Raw genomic sequence first — 23,847 nt, 5'->3', positions numbered from 1 at the left:
TCGGGGACCGGAATCCTGTCCCCGGACGCGTCGGGTGTCCCCGTCCGGAACGGTATGCACCCGGCCGCGTGGAATGTCCCCGTCCGCAGGAGGCTCGAGGTCGAGTGGTGCCGGCAAGAGTGTGGGAGGTGGTGACCGGAGGGTGCGCGGTGCCAGTGGGAGGCCGGGCGGCAATGGCAGAAGGGGTGCTGCATCGGCCGGAGGTGATGGGGCGGGTGGTGCTGGTAGACGGAGACGGTACCGGTGCAAGGCCGGGCAGCCCCGCCACGAGGATTCGCCGGCTCCAGGAATAGGTTGGGCCCCGGCCGTGTTGGCCGCAGTGGAACCCATCTGTCTCCACAGTCTTGAAAGGAACACTCATGGCCACCAAGAACATCACCGGCCCCGAGTTCAAGGACACCATCCACGGCGAGGGCATCACCATCGTCGACTTCTGGGCCTCATGGTGCGGCCCGTGCATGCGCTTCGCCCCCATCTACGAGAAGGCTTCCGAAGCCAACCCGGACATCACCTTCGCCAAGGTCGACACCGAGGCCGAGCAGGACCTCGCCGGGGCCCTGGGCATCTCCTCGATCCCCACGCTCATGGTCTTCCGCGACAACGTGCTGGTCTACCGCGAGGCCGGCGCCCTGCCCGCCCCCGCGCTGGACTCTCTCATCACGCAGGTGCGCGAGCTCGACATGGACGAGCTCAAGGCCAAGATCGCCGAGGAGGAGGCCGCCTCCGGCGCTCAGGCCTGATCCGTCAGGTACCGCGGGGCCGCCTGCCGGCCCCTGCAGCCGTCCGACGTCGCCCGGGAACCCGCCGTTTCCGGGCGACGTCGTTGTCTGTTGCCCGGCTCGCCCACCCAAGGGCAGAACATTACGTTTTGATATCCTATGATGGCCCGCGTGAAGTTGGAGTCCCACGTCAGCCACGCTGTCAGAGCCCGATGGGCGGTCCCCGTCGGTGCCTCGGGCCGCGACGCGTTGGTGCGCCACCTCGTCTACGCCTTCCTGCGTTCTGACCCCGAGGGCGCCACGGACTGGATCGACTCGACGGTCCCCACCGACCCCGACGAGTTGCGCACCATGCTCGACTTCCTCCTCACCGCCCGCCCCCCGGCTCCCCTGCCCGAGGACATCGCCGCCGACCTCGACACCCTCCTGGAGGCCGAGGCCGCCGAGCGCGGCATGGTCGACGCCACCGAGATCCCGCCCCTGGCCATCACCGACCACGTGCCCGGCCTGCTGGGCCGCAACGTGGCCTTCTGGCGCGGCGACCTCACCCGGCTGCGCGCCGGCGCCGTCCTCAATGCCGCCAACTCCGGGATGCTCGGCTGCTTCGCCCCCGGGCACCGCTGCATCGACAACATCATCCACGCCGTCGCGGGGCCGGCCCTGCGCGCCGAGTGCGCCCGCTACATGACCTGGGCGGAGACTTTCGACCCCACCCGTCGCCAGGGCGGGGAGCCCGCCGGCCGGGCCGTCTTCACCGGCGGCTACCACCTGCCGGCCCAGCACGTCATCCACTCGGTGGGGCCCGTCATCGAGGACGGGCGCAAGCCGACCCTGCGCGACCGGCGCCTGCTGTCCTCGTGCTACACGAGCGTCCTCAACGTCGCGCACGCCGCGGGGCTGGGCAGCGTCGGCCTGTGCTCGCTGTCCACGGGCGTCTTCGGCTACCCCAAGCGGCAGGCCGCGCTGGTGACGTTGGAGACGATCGGCCGCTGGCTGGCGGCCCACCCCGACTCCCGGATGCGCATCGTCATCAGCCTCAACGCCGACGTCGACGTCGCCGCCTACGAGGCCGCCCTCGCCCCGCCGCCCTGGAGGCCGTGAGAGGTTGCGAGAGGCCTGAGCCTTCAATGCGCCCGAGGCGGCGTACTGCACGAGGGTCGGGTGCCACTGGCCGACAGGTGGGTGTACTCCACGCGGTGCGGGGGTTCGTGCAGTACGGACAACCTCCGGCCAGTACGTCCCAGACCTCGTGCAGTGCGTGCGGCTCTGGGCGCCGACGTTGGACCAGATCCACTGAGGGCGGTCAGTTCGCCTGAGCCCGGGCCGCGGCGCGGGCGGCTGCCGGGGCCGCAGCCGCAATCACCTCCAGCTCCGCCTCGCCGTGCGCGGCCGAGATGAACCAGGCCTCGAAGACCGACGGCGGCAGGCCCACCCCCGCCTCGAGGAAGGCGTGGAAGAAGGGACCGTAGCGCCAGGTCTCCTGGGCACGAGCGGCCTCGTAGTCGCTCACGCCCCGCTGCCCGAACATGAAGGAGAACAGCGAGCCCGCCCGCTGCACGCGGTGGGGCACGCCCTGCTCGGTCAGGGCTGCCGAGACCACCTCGCTGATGGCCTGGGCGCGGGCGGCCACCGAGGCGTAGACGGCGTCGTCGGCCAGCTGGAGCGTAGCCAGGCCGGCCGCCGTGGCCAGCGGATTCCCTGAGAGCGTGCCCGCCTGGTAGACCGGCCCGTCCGGCGCCAGCAGGTCCATGACCTCCGCCCGCCCGCCGATGGCCGCCAGCGGCATCCCGCCTCCCACGACCTTCCCGAAGGTCACCAGGTCTGGCACCCAGGCGGCGCGCTCGCGCCAGTCGGCACCCGGCCAGGAGGGGGCTGCGACGTCGGCGGGCTCAGTGGCCAGGCCCGGCAGGTCCGCGGTCCAGCCGTCGATGGCCTCCAGGCCCCACCAGCCGGCCGGGCCCACGCGGAAGCCGGTGAGGACCTCATCGAGGATCATGAGCGCGCCGTGCTCGGCGGTCACCCGGCGGATCGCGGCGTTGAAGCCGGGCGCCGGCGGCACGATCCCCATGTTGGCCGGGGCGCCCTCGGTGATGACCGCGGCGATCTCGGCGCCCCGTTCGGCGAAGCAGGCCTCCAGGGCGGCGACGTCGTTGTAGGGCAGGACGATCGTCTGCGCGGCCACGGCCGCGGGCACGCCGGCGCTGCCCGGCAGGCCGCCGGTGGCCAGACCCGAGCCGGCCGCCGCGAGCAGGCCGTCACTGTGCCCGTGGTAGCAGCCGGCGAACTTCACCACCAGGTCGCGGCCCGTGGCGCCGCGGGCCAGGCGCACGGCCGTCATCGTCGCCTCGGTGCCGGTGGACACGAAGCGCACCTTCTGCGCGGCCGGCACTCGGCGGCGCACCTCCTCGGCCAGGAGCGTCTCTGTGGCGGTGGGGGCGCCGAAGGACAGGCCGCGGGCGGCGGCCGCTTGGACCGCGGCGACGACGCCGGGGTGGGCGTGGCCCAGCAGCGCCGGGCCCCACGAGCCCACCAGGTCCACGTAGCTGCGGCCCTCGGCGTCGGTGACGTGGGCACCGCTCGCCGAGGCGATGAACCGCGGCGTGCCCCCCACTGAGCCGAAGGCGCGCACGGGGGAGTCGACGCCCCCGGGGATGACGGCGCGAGCCGCCTCGAACAGGGAGGTGTTGGTCGAGGCGGTGGCACTGGAGGGCCGGCCTGCGGGCTGCGGTTGCTGAGTCACGGTGATCCTGTCGATGAACTGGTCAGGGCCGGTTCGGGCCGGTGAGCCGTACCGGGCGGGACTGCCTGACAAACTACCGGATCAGCGCGCCGCTCGAGCCGTGTCGAAAAACGGGTATCCAGGCATCGTGGACGCACCGTAGGCCCCGGGTACTGGCGTCGCAGGTACAGTCTGCGGTTGATCGTTCGACCTACCGCAGGGCCGGGTTCTCGGCGATCTCCCGGGCCCAGTAGGTCAGAACCATGTCCGCCCCCGCGCGCACGATACCCAGCACCGACTCGGCGATGACGCGCTCGCGGTCGATCCACCCGCGCTGCGCGGCCGCCTCCACCATCGCGTACTCGCCGCTGACCTGGTAAGCGGCCACCGGCACCGGGGAGGCGGCGGCGACGTCGGCCAGCACGTCCAGGTAGGGGCCGGCCGGCTTGACCATAACGATGTCCGCCCCCTCGGCGACGTCGAGCATCACCTCGCGCATGCCCTCGCGGCGGTTGGCGGGATCCTGCTGGTAGGCGCGCCGGTCCCCGGTGAGCGTGGAGCCCACGGCCTCCCGGAACGGCCCGAAATAGGCCGAGGCGTACTTCGCCGAGTAGGCCAGGATCGCGACGTCGTCGTGGCCGGTGGCGTCCAGGGCGGCGCGGATCGCGGCGACCTGCCCGTCCATCATCCCCGACGGCGAGACCATGTGGGCCCCGGCCTCCGCCTGGGAGACGGCCATGGCCTGGTAGGTGGCCAGGGTGGCGTCGTTGTCGACCTCGCCGGCGCGCGGGCCGTCGGGGCGGATGAGGCCGCAGTGGCCGTGGCTGGTGAACTCATCCAGGCAGGTGTCCGCGCACACGACGACCTCGTCCCCGACCTCCGCGCGCACGGCCGCGATCCCGCGGTTGAGGATGCCGTCCTCGGCCCAGGCCGCCGTGCCGGCCTCGTCCCGGGTGGCGGGAACGCCGAACAGGTCGATGGCGCCGATGCCGGCCTTGGCGCAGGCGGCGGCCTCGCGACGCAGCGAATCCAGCGTGTGCTGGACGACCCCCGGCATCGCCTCCACGGGGCGGGGGTCGTCAATGTCCTCGCGCACGAACACCGGCAGGATGAGGGCGGATGGGTCCACGACGTGCTCGCGCGCCAGGCGTCGCATCGCGGGGGTGGTGCGCAGGCGCCGGGGGCGGACCGTGGGGGCCTGCGGGTCGGGGACGGAGCGGCGCGACAGGAAGTCGGCGGCCGGTCGGAGGGCGTCGGTCATGAGGTGCTCCTGGTGGTTGTTGGTCCGCCGCCTCGCAGGCCATCCAAAGTGTTGGAATGACTGGAACGAGGCGGATCGGGTGGGTCTGAGGAGGTCTGTGCGGGGACACTCGCGTCGGGTTGGGAGGCTGCGGGATGATTTTGTGTCACGGATGGCGACTTTTAGTCGTGCCGAGCGGGGTTGCGGCTCCTGAGCTCATCGGAGTACCAGGCTCTGACCTGGGCGAATATCTGAGAGGCAGGTGCGCTGGGGGCGGCCGCGGCGATGAAAAGTCGCCAATCGTGACACTTTCGCCGGTGCGCGGCCATCACGGCGGCTCCTGAGGGGCATGAGCGGGGCCTGTGGTGGCCTGGATGGCGTCGATGGTGGCTTGGAGGACCCCCTCGGGCGTGGGGGAGGGGGCGACGGCTGCGACCGTCAGACCGAGCTCGCGGGTGGCCGCCGCCGTGGTGGCGCCAATGGCCACCAACCCAGTTCCCTGCGGCGGTGGGCCGAGCAGCTCCAGGACGGCCCGCGTTGTGGATGGGGCGGTGAGCACGACCGCGTCCACACCTCCGGCGGCCCAGGCGCGATCCAGGTCCGGGGGCAGGTCGTGGGCTTCTGCTGTGACGGTCGTGTAGGCGGCCACCTGCTCCACCTCCCAGGCCGCCCGACGCAGGCCGTCCGCCAGTGCCGGGTCGGCCAGAGCCGAGGCCGGCAGCAGCACCCGCCGTGCCGCCTCCGGAGCGCCGTGAGGGGAATCGGGAGCATCGCTGAAGGCGCGGGCTCTCCCGTCGGAGTCATGAGAGCCGGCGGCATTGGGGAAGCCATAGGGGCCTATGCCTGAACCCGGGTCTCGGGTGGGGGATGGGGTGGCTTCTGGGCCGCCGGCGAGCGCGGGCTCCTTCAGGAGGGCGGCGGCCGAGCCTCGGGCCACCAGGTCGGGGGCGGTCTCGGTGAGCTCGGTCCACGCACGTGCCGTCGCCGGACCGACGACAGCCACCCGTAGCGCTGAGGGCACCGGAACGTGCAGGTAGGGTGCCAGCGCCTCCACGGTTCGGGCCGAGGTGAGCACCAGCCAGGCCGCCTTGCCCGCCGCGATTCTGCGCGCAGTCGCCTCCAGTGCCGCCGCCTCACCCGGAACCGTCCGCGTCACGGCGGCCCGCAGCACCATCGCCCCGGCCCGCTCCAGCGCCGAGGCGATGCGGTCGCGCTCCTTGAGGCGCGGCAGCAGAACCACCCGCCCCGACAGCGGCGCCCCGCCGCCCTCCCGGGGGTTGCCCGGGAGGCTCCCGGCCGAGTCAGTGCGTGAGGTGGACTGCGCCATGGCCTCAGCCCCGCCGGGGCTTGTTGGCGTGCAGGTCGACGATCTGGTCGGCGCCGTCCTCCAACAGGACCTCGGCCGCCCTGACCCCCAGCGCCTCGGCCGCCCGAACCGCCGCCGTGTCACTGGGAGTCCTCGGCCCCCCGGAGGTCTCGGGCAACTCCGTGCTCAGTTCGCAGCCGACCTCCTGGCCACCATCGAGCGAGGTGACCACCGCCCGCAGCACGAGCGCTCGCGGCTCCTGGCTGTCGCCCCGCAGGTGCGCCCAGGCCCCCACCGGCGCTGCGCAGCCCGCCCCGAGCCGGGCCATGAGCGCCCGCTCGGCCGTCACCGCCAGGCGCGTGGGCTCGTCGTCGAGCGCCGCCACGGCCCGGGCCAGCTCTGTGCAGTCCTCGCCGGCTCGGGCCTCCACGGCCAGGGCCCCCTGAGCCGGAGCGGGCAGCATCGTCTCCAGGTCCAGGACCTCGCTCGCGCAGTGCTCCAGCCCCAGACGCCGCAGCCCCGACAGGGCCAGGACCACCGCGTCCAGGTCGCTGGCGGCATCGGCTCGGCTCGGCGCCACCGGCTCATCGGTGCCGACGCCGACCGCCTCTAGGCCTCGCACCCGCGCCAGGCGCGTGGGTACGTTACCGCGCAGGTCCACCACCTCCAGGTCGGGGCGGGCGGCCAGCAGCTGGGCGGCCCGGCGCGGCGAGCCGGTGCCCACACGGGCCCCCTCGGGCAGGTCGGCCAGGGTCAGGCCGTCACGGGCGCACAGGGCGTCGCGTGGGTCCTCGCGCGCCGGTACGCAGATGACCTCCAGTCCCTCGACCGGTTGCGTGGGCAGGTCCTTGAAGGAGTGGACCACGAGGTCCACCTCGCCATCCAGGAGTGCGTGGCGCAGCCGGGCCGCGAAGACCCCCACCCCGCCGAGCTGTCGCAGGGGAGTGCGGTCGCCGTCGCCGTCCGTGCGCACGGTGACCAGGTCGATGCCTAGGCCGCCGGAGCCCTCGCTGGCCTTGCCAGCCGCGGTGGCCGCACCGCTCCCGCCGGCCGCCATCAGTGCCTCAGCGACCTGCCCGGACTGGGTCAGCGCCAGGCGCGAGCCGCGCGTGCCCAGCTTCAGCCGCCGGGAGTCCGTCTCTGTCGTGGTCATCCATCCCCTCCTCGTGCACGGTTCTCCATCGTCGCGTTCGTACCGTAGGGCTCGCCTTCGTACCTTGGGGGTACGAACTCGCGACCTAATATACGAACGCGCCGCCCACCCCCGTCCCGGCGCGGCGCTTCACCCGCCATGGGAACCCATCAGGCGCCCGGCCGCGGCGCGGGCGTGCTCGACGACGGCCGCGATCCCGGTCCCCGCGACCCACGCCCCGGTGACCTCCAGTCCCGTCACCGGCGCCAGGTCCTCCTCCAGGAGCCTCGTGCGCTCCCGGTAGGCGGGCGTCACCGGCGGCAGCGTCCCGTCCCAGCGCACCAGCATGTGGTCGATGACCGCTTCCGGCTCGATCCGCACCCCCGTCAGGGCCGCCACGTCATCGAGCGCCACCTGCAGATCCACCTGGGGGCGCGGCTGCCCGGGCCGACCGTAGGACAGGCGCAGCGCGTGGACGTCCGGGCCGTGCAGCGCCCGCAGCTCGGCGCCGACCCACGGCCACTTGGCACTCAGGTGCGACAGCGCCTTGGCCCGCACCGGGCAGGCCACCGGGCGCGCAGACCCCCCACCGGGAACCGTGCCATGAGAGTCCGGCACAGAGGCCCCGGCGCCGGCCGACGACGCCGCTGCCACGGGCTCACCGCGACCAGCGGGCTCAGCAACGCCGGTGGGCGCCACGAGCAGCCCCGAGCCCACCGGCTCGCCACTGAGCTCCGGCGCCCGCGCCACCAGCGTGAAGCGGGCGATCGGCGCCCCCACCGGCACGGTCAGCTCCGTCGCGCTCGCAGGCAGCCCGGGAATCCCCCGCAGCAGCCGCAGCGCGGCCCCCGCCGAGCAGGCCACGACGACGCGGTCGGTGGCCACGACCTCCTGCGCGCCATCGGGCACCGGCTCGTCCGACGGCGTTGGACCCCGGCGCGTCGGAGCGATCCCCACCCGCCAGGCGGTTGGCGCTTCCCCGTCCGTGCAGTCCTGGCCTCCGCCGGGCCGCAGCCACTGGGCGCCAGTGCGGGTGCGCACGCTCCCGCCGCCGGCCTCAATGGCCTCGCGCAGCGCGTCAGTGAGCCGGAACAGCCCGCCCTCGACGGCCGCGTCCACGCTCCGACCACCCGCCCCGTCCTTCCGGGCCCGACGCCGCTCCAGCACCGCCGCCACAGCGGCACTGAGCGACCCCAGCTCCGCCGTCGCCCGCCGCAGCCCGGGCATGACGACGTCGGCCGCCAGGTCCGCCGGGTCGGCCGAGTGGATGCCCGCGACGATGGGCCGCACGAGGCGCTCCAGGACGCCGGCCCCCATCCGCGCGGTCACGAAGGAGGCCAGGTCGCCCGGATCCTCAGGGCCGGTGCCCACCGCACCGGGAAGGTCGGCGTCCTGCGCGGCCCGGCGCGCGGCCTCCTGCCCGATGATGGCGACGACGTCAGCCGCCAGCGGGTCCGCCGGGATCCCCAGGTAGGCGTGGTCAGGAAACCGGTGCAGCCCCCACCGGGACGAACCTGCGCCGGCGCCCGGCGCGAGGGGCGGCAGGAAGAGCCGGGGCCGGCCGTGCGGGGCGGCGGTGCGCAGCCCCAGCTCGGCGAGCATCGAGGTGGCCGCCTGGCCGCGCACGACGAAGCCCTCGGCGCCCAGGTCCATGCGCGCCCCGCCGATGCTCCCGGCCGCGACGAGCCCGCCGGTGTAGCCGCGCGCCTCAATGAGCAACGGCCGCAGACCGGCGCGCACCAGGTCCCAGGCCGCTGTCAGGCCCGCGATCCCGCCGCCGATGACGAGCGCGTCCCACCGCCGCTCTCCGACGGCCTCCCCGCTCATGCCTCCCACCCGGCCAGAGCCACGGACTCCCAGTCGGCCGAGCCGTGCACCCGCGCCACGATCCGGGTGAGGACATCCGCGTCGGTGGCCGGCGGCACCCCGTGCCCCAGGTTGACCACATGCCCCGGCGCCGCACGCCCGGCGGCCAGCACCGCGTCGAGCTCCTCAGCCAGGATCGGCCACGGCGCCGCCAGCAGCGCCGGGTCCAGGTTGCCCTGGACCGGGCAGGCCCCCGCCTGCGGGTCGGCCTCGGCCAGCGCCTCAATGGCCTCACCCAGCTCGATGCGCTCGTCCACGCCGACGGCGTCGGCCCCCGCCTGCCGCATGAGCCCCAACAACCGGGCGGTCCCGGTCCCGAAGTGGATGAGCGGCGCCGCCTCACCGGTGGTGGGGGAGACGGCCTGACGGGCGACATCCAGCGCGAGCGCCGAGTAGGGGGCCACGCGCTCGCGGTAGGCGCGCGGGGACAGCGAGCCCGCCCAGGAGTCGAAGAGCTGGGCCGCGGCCGCCCCGGCGCGCACCTGGGTGGCGATGAACTCGCCGGTCAGGCGCGCGCACCAGGTCATGAGCCGGTCCCAGGAGTCGGGGTCGGCGCGCATGAGCGTGCGCGCCGCCAGGTGGTCGCGACTGGGCCGGCCCTCTACCAGGTAGGCCGCCAACGTGAAAGGCGCCCCGCCGAAGGCGAGCACCGGCGTCCACCCCGCCGACCCGGCACTGTGCTCCAGCCCGGTCCGCGCCCGCTCGCTCAGCCCCTCGCGCACGCCCGGCGCCTGCGGACTGCCCAGCTCGACGACGACGCGCCGCACCGCCTCCTCGATCGCCCCGACCCCCTCGGCGTTGGGGCTGTCACCGAAGCGGCGGGCCACCAGCTCGCCCACCTCGCGGCCGCTGCGCACCGGGGCGTCGAGGACCGGCCCGACGCCCTCCTCGATCCGCACTCCGACGCCCGCCAGGCGCAACGGCACCATGATGTCGGAGAAGAAGACAGCGGCGTCGACGCCGTGGCGCCGCACCGGCTGCAGCGTCACTTCCGCCGCCAGCGCAGGATCCAGGCAGGCATCCAGCATCGGCACGCCGGCGCGCGCCCGCAGCGCCCGGTACTCCGGCAGCGACCGTCCCGCCTGACGCATGAACCACACCGGTGTGTGCGCGGGCCTCCGCCCCGCCAGCGCCTCCAGGAGCGCCGGCGACGGAGCCGGTCCCGTCGTGGTCCCAGCAGGCCCCGCCGCTTCGGCAGCCTGCGCCGCCGGCTCGGAAGTCATTGAATCATTGTGTGAACTGCCGGTGACGAAATCGCCGTTATCGGGCGAAGAATGCTGACGCCGCGTGCTTTCCCTGCGATAAGGGAACTGAATGCGAGACATATCCGACTGCCTCCTGTCAGCAGTGGTCAGAGGGGGTTTATTGCGCGTAATGGTGCGGCGTTCCAGACGTCCGTCGGGTCCTGACAAGGTGTCAGAAATGTGGTGATGACGCATTGTCATGATGTCGGGTGTGTGTCGCCACGCCGCTATTGTGCCTGCTCCCCACGGTGATGTTTCAATAGCCCACGTTGTGACTACTCATCTTCTCTCCGCAGACCATCGACTGCCGGGCCTCGACGTCGTTGCCCGGCTCGGTGCGGTCGCCCCGGGGCTGGGGCCGGACCTCCTGGAGGCGGTCCCCGCGTTGCGCGGGGTCCTGGTGCTGTCCACCTGCAACCGCCTGACCCTGCTCATCGATGCCGACTCCTGGGCCGACACCGGCTGTCCGGCGGCCCTGCACCCGGACCTCTCTCCGGCGGACGCGAGCCAGTCGGCCGCGGCGTCGGACCTGGGGGAGACCATCACCGCCTTCCTGGCCGAGCGCGCCGGGCTCCCCCCGAGCGGCCTCCTACTGACCCACCTGGTCGGGGCGGCCGCCCGCCGGGAGATGCTCGCCATCGCCGCGGGCCTGAGCTCGATGGTGGTCGGCGAGGCCCAGATCGTCGGCCAGGTCCGCCGCGCCGCCGAGACCGCCGCCGACGAGGGCACGCTCAGCCCTGAGCTCGTGCGGGTCGTCGAGCGCGCCTCGGCCACCGCCCGCCGAGTGGCCCACGAGACCGAGCTGTCCGGTCAGGGGCGCAGCGTCGTCGCCGTCGGCGTGGATCAGGCCGCCGGCCACCTGCCGCCGCTGGAGGACTGCCGCGCCCTCATCGTCGGCACCGGCTCCTACGCCGGCGCCACCGTCGCCGACCTGCGCGCCCGAGGCCTGACCGACATCGCCGTCTACTCCGCCTCCAACCGCGCCGAGGCCTTCGCCGCCGGCCATGGGCTGCATGCCGTCCCTACCGGCGCCCTGAGCCAGGCCATGAGCCGCGCCGACCTCGTGGTCACCTGCCGCGGCACTGGCGGGCCGATCCTCACCGCCGACGTCGTCGCCCCCGTCGCCGCCGAGCGCGCCGGCTCGGCTGGGGGGGACGGTCGCCCGCTCGTCATCCTCGACCTGGCCCTGGCCCGCGACGTCGATGAGGCCGTCGGCGCCCTGCCCGGCGTCGTCCACCTCGACCTGGCCCGCGTGCGCGACGCCGTTCCCGAGGCCGAGGCCCAGCAGGTGACCGCCGCCCGCGCCATCGTCGAGGCCGAGGCCGCCGACTTCGAGCGCACCCTGGCCGGCCGGGCCATGGACCCCCTCATCACCGCCCTGCGCGCCCAGGTGGGTCGCGTCGTCGCCGAGGAGGCCGCTCGCCTGCGCCCCCAGCCCGCCCGCCGGCTCGCCCTGGCCGTCCCCGCCGTCGACGGGCGCGCCGGAACCGGCGTCAGCGGTGTCAACAGCGCCGACGCCGCCGCAGGGGCCTGCCCCCACCATCACCTCGCTGCCGAGCCCGGCTTCGAGGCCGCCGGTGAGATCGACGGCGAACCCATGGTGCCCCTGGCGCAGGCCGAGCGGGCCCTGCACCACCTGGCCGCCCGCCTCCTCCACCAGCCCACCGTCATGGCTCGCCGCGCCGGCCAGGAGGGCCGCGAGGAGGCCTACCGTCAGGCCCTCGAGCTCGTCTGGGGTTTGGAAAGCACAGGAGAGAACCATGACTGACACCGCCGCGCCCGTGCCCGGGCCCACCCAGGAGGCTCCTACGCGCCTGGACGCACGCCTGGATGCCCTCCCGGGTGCCGACCTCGGCGGAGCTCCGGCCAGTGTTCCGGCCCTCGACCCGCTGGCCCCCTACGACGCCATCCTCCTGCAGTCCTACGGCGGGCCCCGCCGCCCCGAGGACGTCCTGCCCTTCATGCGCAACGCCACCGCCGGCCGCGGCGTGCCCGACTCGCGCCTCGTAGAGGTCTCCGGCCACTACCAGAGCGTCGGCGGCGCCTCCCCGATCAACGCGCGCAACGCCGAGCTGCGCGACGCCATCCAGGCCCGCCTGGCCGAGCGCGGCTCGACGCTGCCGATCGTCGTCGGCAACCGCAACTGGCACCCCTTCGTCAGCCAGGCCCTGCGTGAGCTGGCCGACGCCGGGGCCCGCCGCGTCCTGGCCCTGCCCACCGCGGCCTTCGGCTCCTACTCCGGGTGCCGCCAGTACCGCGAGGACCTGGCCGGTGCCGTCTCCCTGCTCGCCGACGGCGCGGACGGCTCCACCGGTGAGGGATTCGAGGCCGACGCCGCCGCCCGGGTCGGCGGGGACGGGGGTGGTCCCGTGGAGCTCACGGTGGACAAGACGCGCCCCTACTACAACACCCCCGGGCTGCTGCAGGCCAATATTGACGCCATCGTCGAGGCCTACGGGGCGCTGGCCGAGCAGGGAGTGGCGGCCGCGGACGCGCGCCTCGTGCTCGTCACCCACTCCATCCCCCTGGGCATGGAGGCCGGCTCCGCTCCGGGGGATGGCGCTGAGAGCACTCACGGCGCCTCCGGCGTCTCCGGCCCGACCGGCGCCGGGCGGCGAGAGCCGGGTGTGGCCGCCGACCTGTCCACGGAGGTCTCCTACGTCGCCCAGCACGAGGCGCTCGCCGCCGTGCTCGTGCCCGAGGTCGCCCGTCGTCTCGGCCTGGAGACGGTCGAGGCCGACCTCGTCTACTGCTCGCGCTCCGGCCCGCCGCAGGCCCGCTGGCTCGAACCGGACGTCAACGACCACCTTGAGGCCCTGGCCGCCGGGCACCTGATCGACGGCCACCCCGTGGAGCGACCCGGGGGCGTCGTCGTGGCCCCCTTCGGTTTCATCTCCGACCACATGGAGGTCGTCTTCGACCTCGACACCGAGGCCGCCCAGACCGCCCGCGACCTGGGGATGCCGTATGTGCGCGCCGCCACCGTCGGCACCCACCCGGCCTTCATCGACTCCCTCGTCGACATCCTCTTCGAGCGGGCCGCTGCTGCCCGCGGTGAGGACGTCCGGCCCGACTCGACCACCGGCGTCGGCCCCTTCCACACGGTCTGCCCGGATTCCTGCTGCCGGAACGGGGCCGGCCACCCCGGCCGGCCCGCTCACCACGGGACCGACGGCGCTGACCCCCGATAGCCCCAACCCCAGTAGCTCCGATACGAACCAGGAGAAGAGAATGAGCACCGACACCCACGGCCAGCACGGACATCCCGGCGGTCACCCCGGTGAGGGCGGCCTGCACCGCTTCGAGGACGAGGAGCGCCGCCCCCACCGCGACCCGCGCGACGCCACCGACGTCGACCTGGAGGCCATCAACAACCAGTACCACTACACCCTTTACGCCGTCTTCCGCCTGGCCCGCCCGCTGCCCGCCTCCCAGCCCGAGCGCGAGCAGCTCCTGGGGGAGAGCGCCAACTTCGTCGAGGCCGGCGGCGTGACGACGCGCGGCTGGTACGACGTCGGAGGCCTGCGCGCCGACGCCGACCTGCTCGTGTGGTGGCTCGACGACGACCCCGAGGTCCTGCAGGACGCCTACCACCGCCTGCGCGGCAGTGCGCTGGGCCGCTATCTGGAGCCGGTGTGGTCCTGCATGGGGCTGCACACGCCCGCCGAGTTCAACCCCCGCCACGTGCCGGCCTGCCTGGCCGGGGTGGCGCCGCGCGACTGGGTCATGGTCTACCCCTTCGTGCGTTCCTACGAGTGGTACCTGCTCGAGCCCGAGGAGCGCTCGCGCATGATGGCCCAGCACGGGCGCCACGGCTTCTCCAAGTACCCCGACGTCAAGGGCTCGACGCTGTCCACCTTCGGCCTGAGCGACTACGAGTGGATCCTCGGCTTCGAGGCCGACAGCCTCGACCGGCTCGAGGGGGTCCTGCACCACCAGCGCTACACGGAGGCGCGCATGCACGTGCGCGTGGACACGCCCTTCTACACCGGGCGCCGCGTCAGCCCGCAGGAGTGGGCTCAGCGCCAGCCCTGGGCCTGAACGGGCCGGGGACACTCCACTCGGCCGGTGACATTCGACGCCGTCGGGGGCACTCCACTCCAGACGGGGGCATCCTGCGCGTTGGGGGACAGGAATCCTGTCCCCCAACGCGTGACTGGTCCCTGGCCGGAGGGGAATGTCCCCGACCATGAGGGTGGGCGGCGGTGCAACCTGACCAACCTGGTTGACCAGGTCGCTTTCTCCTGGGACCATCAATGCATGAAGACGGTGAAGGTTCAGGAGGCGAAGACGCATTTGTCGGCGCTGTTGGTGGAGGTCGAGCAGGGGACGACCATCAACATCGCCCGAGGGCGTCAGACAGTGGCGCGCTTGGTTCCAGTCGGGGGTGAGCGGGAGCTGGGCTTCGGCGGATACCAGCTGCCGGACACGTTCTTCGACGAGCTGCCGGAGGAGGAGCTGAGTGCCTGGGAGGGTGCATGAAGGGCTACCTGCTCGATACGCATGCGCTCATGTGGGCGATCAATGAGCCCTCGCGTCTGGGCGGGAGGGCTGTCGAGGTGCTGCGAGACCGAGGGAATCTCGTGGTGGTCTCCGCCGCCAGTGCATGGGAGCTGCATACCAAGAACCGCATTGGGAAACTGCCTGGAGCGGGGCCGTGGCTGGATGCTCTCGAGGGGCACGTGCGACGGCTCGGAGCGGAGTTCTTGCCCATCGAGTGGTCGCACGCGCGCTTGAGCGGGCAGCTTGAGTGGTCGCATCGCGATCCCTTTGATCGGATGCTGGCGGCGCAAGCGATGTACGAGTCGCTTGCGTTGGTGACGCGCGATCCGGCCTTCGAGGAACTGTCCGGTGTGACGATCCTGTGGTGAGTGGTCGTTGCCTAGATGTATGAGTTCATGACGTTGGCGACCTGTGTTGGGGTGCGGGTGGCGGGGTGTGGGCCATTGGTGAGACTCCAGCTGTCGCCAAGGTGACCGCGACTGCCCGGACCGGGTGTCCCGGGCTGTTGGTCAGGTTGGTCCGGTCTCGTCGCGGTGGGCGGGGAGACCTCGGTCGGCTCGCTTCCTCACGGGGATCTTCGACGCTGTCTGGGACACTTCACCGTGGCTGGGGGCACTCCGTTCCAGGCGGGGGCTGTTTGTGCGTCGGGGGACGGAAATCCTGTCCCCCAGTGCGCACGGTGTCCCTGTCGATAACGAGCCCTTGACATCGGCCATCATCCTGGATGGCCTGACCGGCAAGCCTGCGCAGCAGGCCTGGTTCCTCCTTCTGAGGACTGTTGGCATCACGTACCCTCGCCAGAACAGGGGTGTAGCAAGGAGGGCGACGAAGGTCGAGACATGTTCGTGACCTTCGCGGTACTGTCAGCGGGTTGGTTTCCGCCGGGTTGATTCCGGCCGACAGTCAGGAGCCCCCGTGGCACATGCCGAGAACCGCCCCGCGAGTCGAGCCGGGGGCCGTCGTCGAGCCGCCGCACTGGGCTGCCTGCTGCTCGCCGGCTCACTGGCCCTGACCGGCTGCTCCTCCAAGGACTCCAAACCCGACGCCAAGGCGCCCGCCAGTAGAGCCGGTTCCACGGGGCGGCCGACGTCGGCCTCCTCAGCTGCCGCCACGGCGTCGAGCACCGCCGGCACCGTCACGGCGGCCTCCCTGTCGGACGCCCAGCTCGGGTACACCGTCACCGCGATCCCCGCCGACCTCGACGTCAAGCGGGTCGCGATCCTCCAGGACTTCGTGGCCTACGACCAGATGTCCTGGAAGCTGTGGGTCGGCGGCGGACAGGACACCAGCAAGGTACCCACCGTCACCACCGGCAACCTCCAGCAGCAGCTCATCAACGACGCCGCTACCTTGCAGAACACGGGGCAGAAGGCCAAAACCCCCGTCAAGGTGGCGATCTCCGAGGTCGCCATGAGCGCCGACGGCCAGAGCGCCACCGTCTCCTACTGCGTGGACATGACGCAGGTGACCTACGTCGACGCACAGGGCAAGGACGTCACCGAACCATCCAACAAGGCGCGCATCCCGGCGAAGAACATCATGGTGCCCGGTAGTAACGGGCACTGGCTCGCCTCCGAGGAGGAGGAGACCGGCGAGCCGAACACCTGCAAGGTCGGCTGAGTGGATCGCCAGAGAAGTCCGTCCGGGCAGGTGAGCCTTGGTTTCGGGTGAGGTATGGCTTGCCTGTGAATCATAAGTAACACCCACGGAGGTTGGCGATGTAGTAAAGTGATGGCCATGAACGCAGACACCATGACAACACCGTCCATCAACCTCTCCTTCACCGCCTCCGCCGCCCTGAGCGACAACCTCCAGCGCGTTCTGACCGACCTCATCGCCCTCGAGCTGGTCGGCAAGCAGATCCACTGGAACATCGTTGGCCCGAACTTCCGCGACGTCCACCTCAACCTCGACGAGGTCGTCGACATCGCCCGCGAGGGCTCCGACGAGGTCGCCGAGCGCATGCGCGCCATCAACGCCGTCCCCGACGGCCGCCCGGCCACCGTCTCCGCCGCCACCACCGTGCCGGCCGCCCCTGAGGGCGAGATCCTCACCAGCGAGGGCGTTGCCTACATCGTCTCCGCCATCGAGGCCGTCGTCGCCACCCTGCGCGGCGTGGACGAGGACGTCGACTCCGAGGACCCCACCTCCTCCGGCATCGTCGAGGACCTCATCGGCAAGCTCGAGCAGCAGGCCTGGTTCCTCTCCGCCGAGGTCCGCAAGCCTGTTCGCTGAGCCCGAGGCTTACGCTGATGCGCTGACTCCATCACGTGGGGCCCACCTCCTTGAGGGGTGGGCCCCACGTTCGTGTCTGCGGGCCGGGCTGCTGGCTCCGGGGTGTCATTCGCCGGGGGCGGTCCCAGATCTCATGCCCGCCAGTCGCCCAGCGCCCCCTCCAGGCAGCCCAGCGCCGCGTCAACCAGGCTGTGGCGCTGGTCGTCAGGGCAGCCGGCGTGCACCCAACGCAGGCAGGCGTCGTCGAGGAATCCCAGGTAGCCCCACAGGGCGAAGTCGTCGCGGTGGCCCCGGCTGCCGCCGACAACCTCGGCCAAGGCCGCCACCGCCGCCTCGCGCGCCTGCCGCATCACTCGGGCCGCCTCGTCGCCCGGGTCGTGCCCGGCCAGCGCCTGGTAGGTCACCCAGCCGGGGGAGCGCTCGGCGATGAAGTCCAAATAGGTCAGCACCGCGGTCCGCACTCGGTCCCGGGCCGACGACCCCTCCGGCAGGGCGTCGTCGGCCCTCCGGGTGCGCTCGGCCAGCTCGTCAGCGGCACGCCGGAGGACCTGGGCGTAGAGACCGGCCTTGCCGGCGAAGTACTTGTGCACCAGTGCCTCGGAGGCCTGCGCCTCCGCCGCGACCTCGACCAGTGAGACCTCCTCGTACGGGCGGCTTGCGAAGGCCCGCCTCGCTGCGGACAGGATCAGCTCGCGGCGCTCGGCGGGATCCATGCGCAGGCGGGGACGCTTGTCGGTACGAGACGGCACCTTGACATGCTAACGGGTGCGGCGGCACCCTTGGAGGCATGGTTAGTGAGTCACCTGGAATAAACCGTCCCGCAACCCCAGCCTGGATCGACCACGCCATCTGGTGGCAGGTCTACCCCCTCGGCGCCACCGGCGCCCCCATCCGCCCCGAACCGGATGCGCCCCTGACCGAGCCCGGCGCCCCCGCGCGCCTGGACCGCCTGGAGCCCTGGCTCGACTACGCCGTCGAGCTCGGTGCCAACGGCCTCTCGCTCGGCCCGATCTTCGCCTCCTCCACCCACGGCTACGACACCACCGACCACCTGCGCATCGACCCCCGCCTGGGTGATGACGCCGCCTTCGACCGCCTCGCCGAAGCCTGCCGCACCCGAGGCCTGGCCCTCATGCTTGACGGTGTCCTCGGGCACGTCGGCACCGAGCACCCCCTCTTCCGGGCCGCCCGCGCCGGGGGAGAGGAGTGCGGCCTCTTCCGCTTCGACGACGCCGCCGTCGGGGATGGTGCTGGCGGGAGCGATGCCGGACCGACCGGCCCCGGCTACGCCACCTTCGAGGGGCACGAGTCCCTGGCCGCCCTCAACCACGACTCCGCCGAGGTGCACGACCTCGCCGTGCGAGTGCTCACCCACTGGCTCGACCGCGGCGCGAGCGCCTGGCGCCTGGACGCCGCCTACGCCGTCGACCCCGCCTTCTGGGCGAGCGTCCTGCCCGCCGTGCGCGAGCGCCACCCCGACGCCTGGTTCATGGGCGAGGTCATCCACGGCGACTACGCCGGCTTCGTGGAGGCCTCCACCGTGGACACCGTCACCCAGTACGAGCTGTGGAAGGCGACCTGGAGCTCGCTGGCCGACGTCAACTTCTACGAGCTCGACTGGTGCCTCAAGCGCCACAACGAGCTGCTGGACCGGTTCGTCCCGGCCACCTTCGTCGGCAACCACGACGTCACCCGCATCGCCAGCAAGGTCGGGGCCGGCGGGGCGGCGCTCGCCGTCGTCCTGCTCATGACCGTGGGCGGCGTGCCCAGCGTCTACTACGGGGACGAGCAGGCCTTCCGGGGGGTGAAGACCGAGACTCTCGGCGGCGACGACGAGGTCCGCCCCGCCCTGCCGGCCGCGCCGTCCGGGCTCGCGCCGCAGGGCGCCTGGATGCTGCGGCTCCACCAGGACCTCATCGGGCTGCGACGCCGCCACCCCTGGCTCGTGCGCGCCCGCACCGAGGTCACCGAGCTGGACAACCCACGACTGTCCTACGACGCCGTCGGCGAGGAGGGGCAGCGGCTGCACGTGAGCCTTGCCCTGGAACCGGCACCCCGCGCCGAGGTGCGTGCGCCAGGAGAGGAGCCGCTCGTCGTCGAGCCGCCCGCGGAGTGAGGGGGCGCGCGCTGGCGGGGGTGGCCGTGCCGGCGTCCTAGCCAGTCGAGGTGCAGACAGCCCCTCGCACTGACGGGGACATTCGACGCCGTCGGGGACACTTTGTCTCCGGCGGGTGCCATCGACGCGTACGGGGACAGGAATCCCGTCCCCGCACGCGTGGGCTGTCCCCGTCCGGAAGAGACGGCACCCCGCCGCGCGAAATGCCCCCGTCGATGTCGCCGGCAGGGGTTTGCAGCCGGGGCTTGCGACGCTCGTCTAGACCGTGATGAGTGGGAGACTGGGATGGACCGCGCTCAGGTCTTCAGGGTCAGAGGTCACCACGGTGTGCCCCTGCTCCTGCGCCAGCAGGGCGACGTGAACGTCAACGATGTCCCGATGGTCGCTGCGTCCGCAGAGCAGGCCGACGGCTCGCGCTGTCGTGTCGTCCAGTGGCGCCACGTGCACGCTGGGATCCGCGAGCAGTCGTGCGACGCGGGCCTGCCGCGGACCGCCCCGCCAGGCCTGTGCCACGACGCCGGCGGGAATACTCAGAGGCAGGCCCGTCTCTAGTGCTCGGCGAAGGAGCGCGCGGACCCGCGAGTCCCCGCGCTCAAGCGCGAGCAACGCGCCGGTGTCGAGAGTCAGGCCCTTGACGCCTCTCCTACCGGTGGTGGTCACGCCAGCCCCAGTGCCTTATCCGCCCAAGCCAGGTCGGCGTCGTCGACGGGGCCGAGCTCGCGATCAAGGTCGTCCAGCAGCTGGGCGAGGTTGTCCTCCCGCTGCACACGGGCGACCGCCGCGCTGATGAAGCCCGACACCGATGGCGCCCTGCCCTGCTCGACCGCGCGACGGATCGAGATGACCTGCTCGTCAGGGAGGCTCACCGCGATCTTCTGAGTCATACCCGAATCATACCAAGGGTGGCGCAGACGCCTCGCACCGAGGTGCGCGCCCCTGGTGAGGCGCCGCTCGTCGTCGAACCGCCCGCGGAGTGGAGGTAGGGGGCTCGTGTGGGTGGGTGTGTCGGCCGCGCTTGCGTTCCAGTGGTCGAGGGCTGGGGGCCCGCACGCTGATGGGGGCATTCGACGCCGTTGGGGACACTTTGCCACCGGCGGGTGCCATCGACGCGTACGGGGACAGGAAACTCGTCCCCGAACGCGTGGGCTGTCCCCGTCCGGAAGAGACCGCACTCCGCCGCGCAGAAAGTCCCCGTCGATGTCGCCGGCGGTGAGGCCTCAGATGTCAGTGCGGCCTCGCATCTCGGCGGGGTCAGGAGAAACGGTGCGGAACCGGCATCGGTAGGCCGACGGTGTCGTGCTCAGTATCCGGGCGAAGGCCTGACGCATAGTGACGGCGCTGCCGAAGCCACAGGTCGAGGCCACCTGCTCGACCGCCAGGTCCGTGCTCTCCAGAAGGCGCTGGGCCTCGCGCACCCGCTGCGCTCGCACCCATGCCGCAGGCGCGATGCCGGTCGACTCCCGGAAGGCACGGATGAAGGAACGAGTGCTCATCTGTGCCGTCCTCGCCAGCCGTTCCACGGGTAGCGGCTCGCCCAGGTGCTCCAGCGCCCAGGCTGCCGTGCTACCGATCGGGTCGTCGTCGGCGCGCGGCGGCACCGGCCGCTCGATGTACTGTGCCTGCCCGCCTTCGCGATGCGGTGCGATGACAAGCTGGCGTGCGACCTCGTTGGCGGTCTGCGCCCCCAGGTGCGTGCGCACCAGGTGGAGGCAGGCATCCAGGCCCGACGCCGCACCCGCCGAGGTCAGAACGTCGCCATGGTCCACGTAGAGGACCGACTCGTCCAGCGCGATCTCCGGGTGCTCGCGGGCCATCGGCTCGAAGGCCCGCCAGTGCGTCACCGCTCGGCGCCCGCCGATGAGACCGGCCTCGGCCAAGGGGATCGCCCCCAGGCACAGGCCGACGACGCAGGCTCCCCGCGCATGTGCGGTCTTCAGGAGTGAGCGCAGCTCCTCCCCGGCGGGGCGGCCGTCGGAGAACCAGGCGGGGACTACGACGACGTCGGCCTCGCTCGCCAGCTCCGGACCTCCCAGACCACCAAGGATGTAGCCCTCCGAGGTGCGGATGGTGGTGGTGCGCGATGGCGCGGTGGACGGCGGTGGGCCCGCACCTTCCGCGGGAGCCGCGGCCTCCTGTGGGGGCGTCACCGACTCGGAGGTGGTGGTGAACAGTGAGACCTGCCAGTTGGCAAGACCCAGTCGGCTTACGGTCCCGAAGACCATCTGGGGGATCGACAGGTGGAACATGGTGATGCCGTCGAAGGCGTAGACGGCGATATGCATGCGACCTCCCTGAGCACGTCCCGCCTGGCGCCGAACCGTGTCCCTCAACACCTGGCGTGAAACCATCGTTACGTAGCATATGCGCCACTGGTGGACACCAGTCCGATTGCACATCCTGAGTGTTACCACCCAACCACCGCGCCACGGCGCGCACGTTTGGAGACACTGTGACTGATCGTGATGAACCGGACCTAACCGCCCTGCGCAGAGCCCTGGTCCTTATCGACGTACAGAATGAGTACGCTCGTCTGCCGCTGCGCATCCGCTACCCGCGCCTGCGCGACTGCATGGAGAGGATCGAGCAGGTACTCGATGCCGCCGAGAGTGCCGGACTCCCCGTGGTCTGCGTGCAGCACGCCGGTCCGCCCGGCGGCGCCACCTTCGCCCCTGGAGGGAAGGGCTTCGAGCTCCGCCCGAGCATCGAGCGCCGACGGACCCCGCAGTGGAAAAGCGTCGTCAAGCACCACGGGTCGATCTACGCGGGAACCGACCTCGCCGCATGGCTGCACGAGCAGGGCGTCAATACCGTGACGCTCGTCGGCTTCATGGCGAATAACTGCGTCCTGGCCTCGGCGGCCTGGGGAGAGGCGATCGGCCTGGCCACAGAGGTGCTCTCCGACGCCGTCGGCGCCATCAGCCTGCGCAATCGCGCCGGCAAGGTCGATGCGCGTACGGTGCACACCGCGCTCATGGCGCTGCTGCACTCCAACTGGGCGGCGGTGACCACTGCCGACGACTGGTGCCGGGCGCTGGCTCGCCGCGAGCCGCTGCCGCGCAGCAACCTCGTCGTCTCTGCGATGGCTCCATTCTGACGACGTTATTGATGACAGAGGCGTGCTGTCGCAGCCGGGGACATTCGACGCCGTTGGGGACACTTTGCCGCTGGCGGGTGCCATCGACGCCGTCGGGGACAGGATTCCCGTCCCCGTACGCGTGGACTGTCCCCGTCCGGACGAGACCGCACCCCGCCGGGCAGAATGTCCCCGACAGCGCGGCCAACAGCAACGCGGATCACCTTGACCCTCACGTAGCGTGAGGGACGAGGCTGCCCCGCATGAGCACCTTCAACGCATTCGAGATGAGCCCCGTGCCCGCGCCCAGCGAGGACGCCCAACCGCCCGAGCCCTTCCACGGCATCTACGGCATGCCGATGTTCGTCACTGTCCCGACGTCGGACCTGGACGCCTCGGTCGACTTCTGGACCGAGGCACTGGGCTTCTTCACTCTGTTCAGCATTCCCGGCCAGCTGGTGCACCTGCGCCGCTGGGCTTTCCAGGATGTCCTCCTGGTGCCGGCGCCGCAGGCACCCGCCCCGGCCGACGGCCCTTCGATGAGCGTCAGCTTCTCCTGCGTCCTGTCCCAGATCGACGAGATCGCCGCGGCCTGCGAGCAGCGTCGGCCGGGCAGCGTCACCGGCCCGCGCGTCACCCCGTGGAACTCCCGCGAGGTCGAGGTCGCTACCCTCGAGGGCGTGCGCGTCATCCTCACCGCCGCCAGGCCCCTGGACCCGAATAGCGCGCAGGCCGAGGGCCTCCGGCGCATCGGCATCGAGGCGCCCGAGGCCTGACTGCAGCCGCTGTGCGCCCTCGTGCGCCGGGGGCATTCGACGCCGCCGGGGACACTTTGCCGTCGGCGGGTGCCATCGGCGCGTGCGGGGACAGGAATCCCGTCCCCGCACGCGCAGGTTGTCCCCGGCCGGAAGAGACGGCACCCCGACGCGCGGAATGTCCCCGTCGACGTCCCTGAATGTCCCCGTCGATGCCCCCGACCGAAGGCGGCAGCCGGCGTCAGGACGCCGGGTGGAAGCGCGCGCCCGACGTCGGGTCGGCCAGCCAGGCCAGGGCCGCCTCAATGCGTCCGGGGGTCGAGCTCAGCAGCGGCTCGGGCAGCGCATCCGGTGCGAACCAGCCCACCTGTGTGGACTCGTCGTCGGCCACGTGGGCGCGATCCGCGCTGCCGGGCCTCGCTCGCCCCACGAAGTTGATGTCCATGAACACGCAGTTGTCCCCGTTGGGGAAGGCGAAGGGTTCGCCCGCGGTCACGCTTGTGATGGCCAGCACCTCCACGTCCACACCGGTCTCCTCCAGGCACTCGCGCCGGATCGCCACCGCGGGCTGCTCGCCGGGCTCGGGGATGCCGGAGACCACCGCCCAGCGCCCGTTGTCGGCGCGCCGCCCCAGCAGGAGCCGGCCGGCCTCGTCGACGACGACGATGCTCACCCCCGGCAGCCACAGCATGTCGTGCCCGATCCTCTGTCGCAGGGAGACGATGAACTCCGGAGTCGCCATGCCGCGAGCCTAGACGATCACCCGCCGCGGGGCGGAGTGGGAGGCGACCGCGGGGGCTGGCAGCTGCCAAGTGCCGGCACTCGCCTAACACTTCGACCGAATCTTCATAAACGACGCGGCTCCGGGTCTGTTTTGAAGATTCGGTCGAAGTGTGTGGGAGGTAGGAGGTGAGTGGCGGGATGGGTGGGGCCCAGCGC

The 23,847-nt window shown here is 72.2% G+C and carries 23 protein-coding genes; 12 read left to right on the top strand and 11 right to left on the bottom strand.

The genetic code is table 11. The features are described 5' to 3' along the window. Positions 1 to 359: 359 nt before the first annotated feature. Positions 360 to 740 carry a thioredoxin family protein gene (locus HMPREF3165_RS07460; protein WP_060956929.1) on the top strand — a complete coding sequence of 127 codons (381 nt, stop codon included), beginning with the start codon at positions 360 to 362 and terminating at the stop codon, positions 738 to 740. 138 nt (positions 741 to 878) lie between these two features. Next, positions 879 to 1,820: a macro domain-containing protein gene (locus HMPREF3165_RS07455; protein ID WP_020992009.1), complete on the top strand. Its 942-nt coding sequence runs from the start codon at positions 879 to 881 to the stop codon at positions 1,818 to 1,820. Between the two features lie 202 nt (positions 1,821 to 2,022). Here the strand turns inward: HMPREF3165_RS07455 and HMPREF3165_RS07450 are convergent, their stop codons facing one another. From HMPREF3165_RS07450 to HMPREF3165_RS07425, 6 genes are all read right to left on the bottom strand, one after another. Further along, positions 2,023 to 3,396 carry a glutamate-1-semialdehyde 2,1-aminomutase gene (locus HMPREF3165_RS07450; protein WP_370991899.1) on the bottom strand — a complete coding sequence of 458 codons (1,374 nt, stop codon included), beginning with the start codon at positions 3,394 to 3,396 and terminating at the stop codon, positions 2,023 to 2,025. A gap of 253 nt (positions 3,397 to 3,649) precedes the next feature. Next, positions 3,650 to 4,699 carry a porphobilinogen synthase gene (hemB, locus tag HMPREF3165_RS07445; protein WP_003788068.1) on the bottom strand — a complete coding sequence of 350 codons (1,050 nt, stop codon included), beginning with the start codon at positions 4,697 to 4,699 and terminating at the stop codon, positions 3,650 to 3,652. Positions 4,700 to 5,006: 307 nt separating this feature from the next. Further along, positions 5,007 to 6,005, bottom strand: coding sequence for a uroporphyrinogen-III synthase (locus tag HMPREF3165_RS07440; protein ID WP_070512019.1), 999 nt, complete (start codon positions 6,003 to 6,005; stop codon positions 5,007 to 5,009). A gap of 4 nt (positions 6,006 to 6,009) precedes the next feature. Further along, complete coding sequence (locus HMPREF3165_RS07435) at positions 6,010 to 7,137, bottom strand: hydroxymethylbilane synthase (protein ID WP_070512016.1); 1,128 nt, start codon at positions 7,135 to 7,137, stop codon at positions 6,010 to 6,012. 129 nt (positions 7,138 to 7,266) lie between these two features. Further along, on the bottom strand, positions 7,267 to 8,943 hold the full coding sequence (locus tag HMPREF3165_RS07430) for a protoporphyrinogen/coproporphyrinogen oxidase (protein WP_070512013.1): 1,677 nt from the start codon (positions 8,941 to 8,943) through the stop codon (positions 7,267 to 7,269). Next, the gene (locus HMPREF3165_RS07425) at positions 8,940 to 10,205 is read right to left on the bottom strand and encodes a uroporphyrinogen decarboxylase (protein ID WP_370991898.1); all 1,266 of its coding nucleotides are present in this window, start codon (positions 10,203 to 10,205) and stop codon (positions 8,940 to 8,942) included. Before HMPREF3165_RS07425 ends, HMPREF3165_RS07430 begins: the two co-directional genes overlap by 4 nt. Positions 10,206 to 10,497: 292 nt before the next feature. Between HMPREF3165_RS07425 and HMPREF3165_RS07420 the strand changes: the two genes are divergently transcribed. From HMPREF3165_RS07420 to HMPREF3165_RS07390, 7 genes are all read left to right on the top strand, one after another. Beyond that, a complete protein-coding gene (locus HMPREF3165_RS07420; RefSeq protein ID WP_070512010.1) occupies positions 10,498 to 11,994 on the top strand; it encodes a glutamyl-tRNA reductase in 1,497 nt (498 codons plus the stop codon). Then, positions 11,987 to 13,417 carry a ferrochelatase gene (locus tag HMPREF3165_RS07415; protein WP_083303239.1) on the top strand — a complete coding sequence of 477 codons (1,431 nt, stop codon included), beginning with the start codon at positions 11,987 to 11,989 and terminating at the stop codon, positions 13,415 to 13,417. Before HMPREF3165_RS07420 ends, HMPREF3165_RS07415 begins: the two co-directional genes overlap by 8 nt. Before the next feature lie 40 nt (positions 13,418 to 13,457). Next, entirely contained in the window at positions 13,458 to 14,267 is an 810-nt protein-coding gene (gene hemQ, locus HMPREF3165_RS07410; RefSeq protein ID WP_003788055.1) for a hydrogen peroxide-dependent heme synthase, read from the top strand. 219 nt (positions 14,268 to 14,486) lie between these two features. Next, positions 14,487 to 14,708, top strand: a complete 222-nt coding sequence (locus HMPREF3165_RS07405) for a type II toxin-antitoxin system Phd/YefM family antitoxin (RefSeq protein ID WP_070512051.1) — start codon at positions 14,487 to 14,489, stop codon at positions 14,706 to 14,708. Further along, positions 14,705 to 15,097, top strand: coding sequence for a type II toxin-antitoxin system VapC family toxin (locus tag HMPREF3165_RS07400; RefSeq protein WP_003788050.1), 393 nt, complete (start codon positions 14,705 to 14,707; stop codon positions 15,095 to 15,097). The genes HMPREF3165_RS07405 and HMPREF3165_RS07400 overlap by 4 nt, the downstream gene beginning before the upstream one ends. A 547-nt stretch (positions 15,098 to 15,644) precedes the next feature. Continuing rightward, a complete protein-coding gene (locus HMPREF3165_RS07395; protein ID WP_070512007.1) occupies positions 15,645 to 16,349 on the top strand; it encodes a hypothetical protein in 705 nt (234 codons plus the stop codon). Between the two features lie 117 nt (positions 16,350 to 16,466). Beyond that, positions 16,467 to 16,964: a Dps family protein gene (locus HMPREF3165_RS07390; protein WP_176747021.1), complete on the top strand. Its 498-nt coding sequence runs from the start codon at positions 16,467 to 16,469 to the stop codon at positions 16,962 to 16,964. Positions 16,965 to 17,095: 131 nt separating this feature from the next. Here HMPREF3165_RS07390 and HMPREF3165_RS07385 read toward each other — a convergent pair whose 3' ends face one another. Then, entirely contained in the window at positions 17,096 to 17,713 is a 618-nt protein-coding gene (locus tag HMPREF3165_RS07385) for a TetR/AcrR family transcriptional regulator (protein WP_070512004.1), read from the bottom strand. A gap of 38 nt (positions 17,714 to 17,751) precedes the next feature. On the opposite strand from HMPREF3165_RS07385, the gene HMPREF3165_RS07380 reads away from it, so the two are divergent. Beyond that, the gene (locus HMPREF3165_RS07380) at positions 17,752 to 19,080 is read left to right on the top strand and encodes an alpha-amylase family protein (RefSeq protein WP_070512002.1); all 1,329 of its coding nucleotides are present in this window, start codon (positions 17,752 to 17,754) and stop codon (positions 19,078 to 19,080) included. A gap of 258 nt (positions 19,081 to 19,338) precedes the next feature. On the opposite strand, the gene HMPREF3165_RS12890 is transcribed toward HMPREF3165_RS07380, so the two are convergent. From HMPREF3165_RS12890 to HMPREF3165_RS07365, 3 genes are all read right to left on the bottom strand, one after another. Beyond that, a complete protein-coding gene (locus HMPREF3165_RS12890; protein ID WP_003788037.1) occupies positions 19,339 to 19,740 on the bottom strand; it encodes a PIN domain-containing protein in 402 nt (133 codons plus the stop codon). After that, positions 19,737 to 19,964: a hypothetical protein gene (locus HMPREF3165_RS07370; protein WP_003788035.1), complete on the bottom strand. Its 228-nt coding sequence runs from the start codon at positions 19,962 to 19,964 to the stop codon at positions 19,737 to 19,739. Before HMPREF3165_RS07370 ends, HMPREF3165_RS12890 begins: the two co-directional genes overlap by 4 nt. A 333-nt stretch (positions 19,965 to 20,297) precedes the next feature. Further along, positions 20,298 to 21,362 (bottom strand): GlxA family transcriptional regulator, encoded by a 1,065-nt coding sequence (locus HMPREF3165_RS07365; RefSeq protein ID WP_003788033.1) that lies wholly within the window; start codon positions 21,360 to 21,362, stop codon positions 20,298 to 20,300. Positions 21,363 to 21,529: 167 nt separating this feature from the next. On the opposite strand from HMPREF3165_RS07365, the gene HMPREF3165_RS07360 reads away from it, so the two are divergent. Together HMPREF3165_RS07360 and HMPREF3165_RS07355 are read left to right on the top strand one after the other, a co-directional pair. Continuing rightward, positions 21,530 to 22,174, top strand: coding sequence for an isochorismatase family protein (locus HMPREF3165_RS07360; RefSeq protein ID WP_003788031.1), 645 nt, complete (start codon positions 21,530 to 21,532; stop codon positions 22,172 to 22,174). 242 nt (positions 22,175 to 22,416) lie between these two features. Further along, the gene (locus tag HMPREF3165_RS07355; RefSeq protein WP_070511999.1) at positions 22,417 to 22,929 is read left to right on the top strand and encodes a VOC family protein; all 513 of its coding nucleotides are present in this window, start codon (positions 22,417 to 22,419) and stop codon (positions 22,927 to 22,929) included. 220 nt (positions 22,930 to 23,149) lie between these two features. On the opposite strand, the gene HMPREF3165_RS07350 is transcribed toward HMPREF3165_RS07355, so the two are convergent. Beyond that, positions 23,150 to 23,650: an NUDIX hydrolase gene (locus HMPREF3165_RS07350; RefSeq protein WP_060956913.1), complete on the bottom strand. Its 501-nt coding sequence runs from the start codon at positions 23,648 to 23,650 to the stop codon at positions 23,150 to 23,152. Positions 23,651 to 23,847 lie beyond the last annotated feature (197 nt).

This window comes from Actinomyces sp. HMSC08A09, assembly GCF_001807465.1.
Classification (GTDB): Bacteria; Actinomycetota; Actinomycetes; order Actinomycetales; family Actinomycetaceae; genus Actinomyces; species Actinomyces oris.
This window is presented reverse-complemented; position numbering and strand designations above follow the sequence as displayed.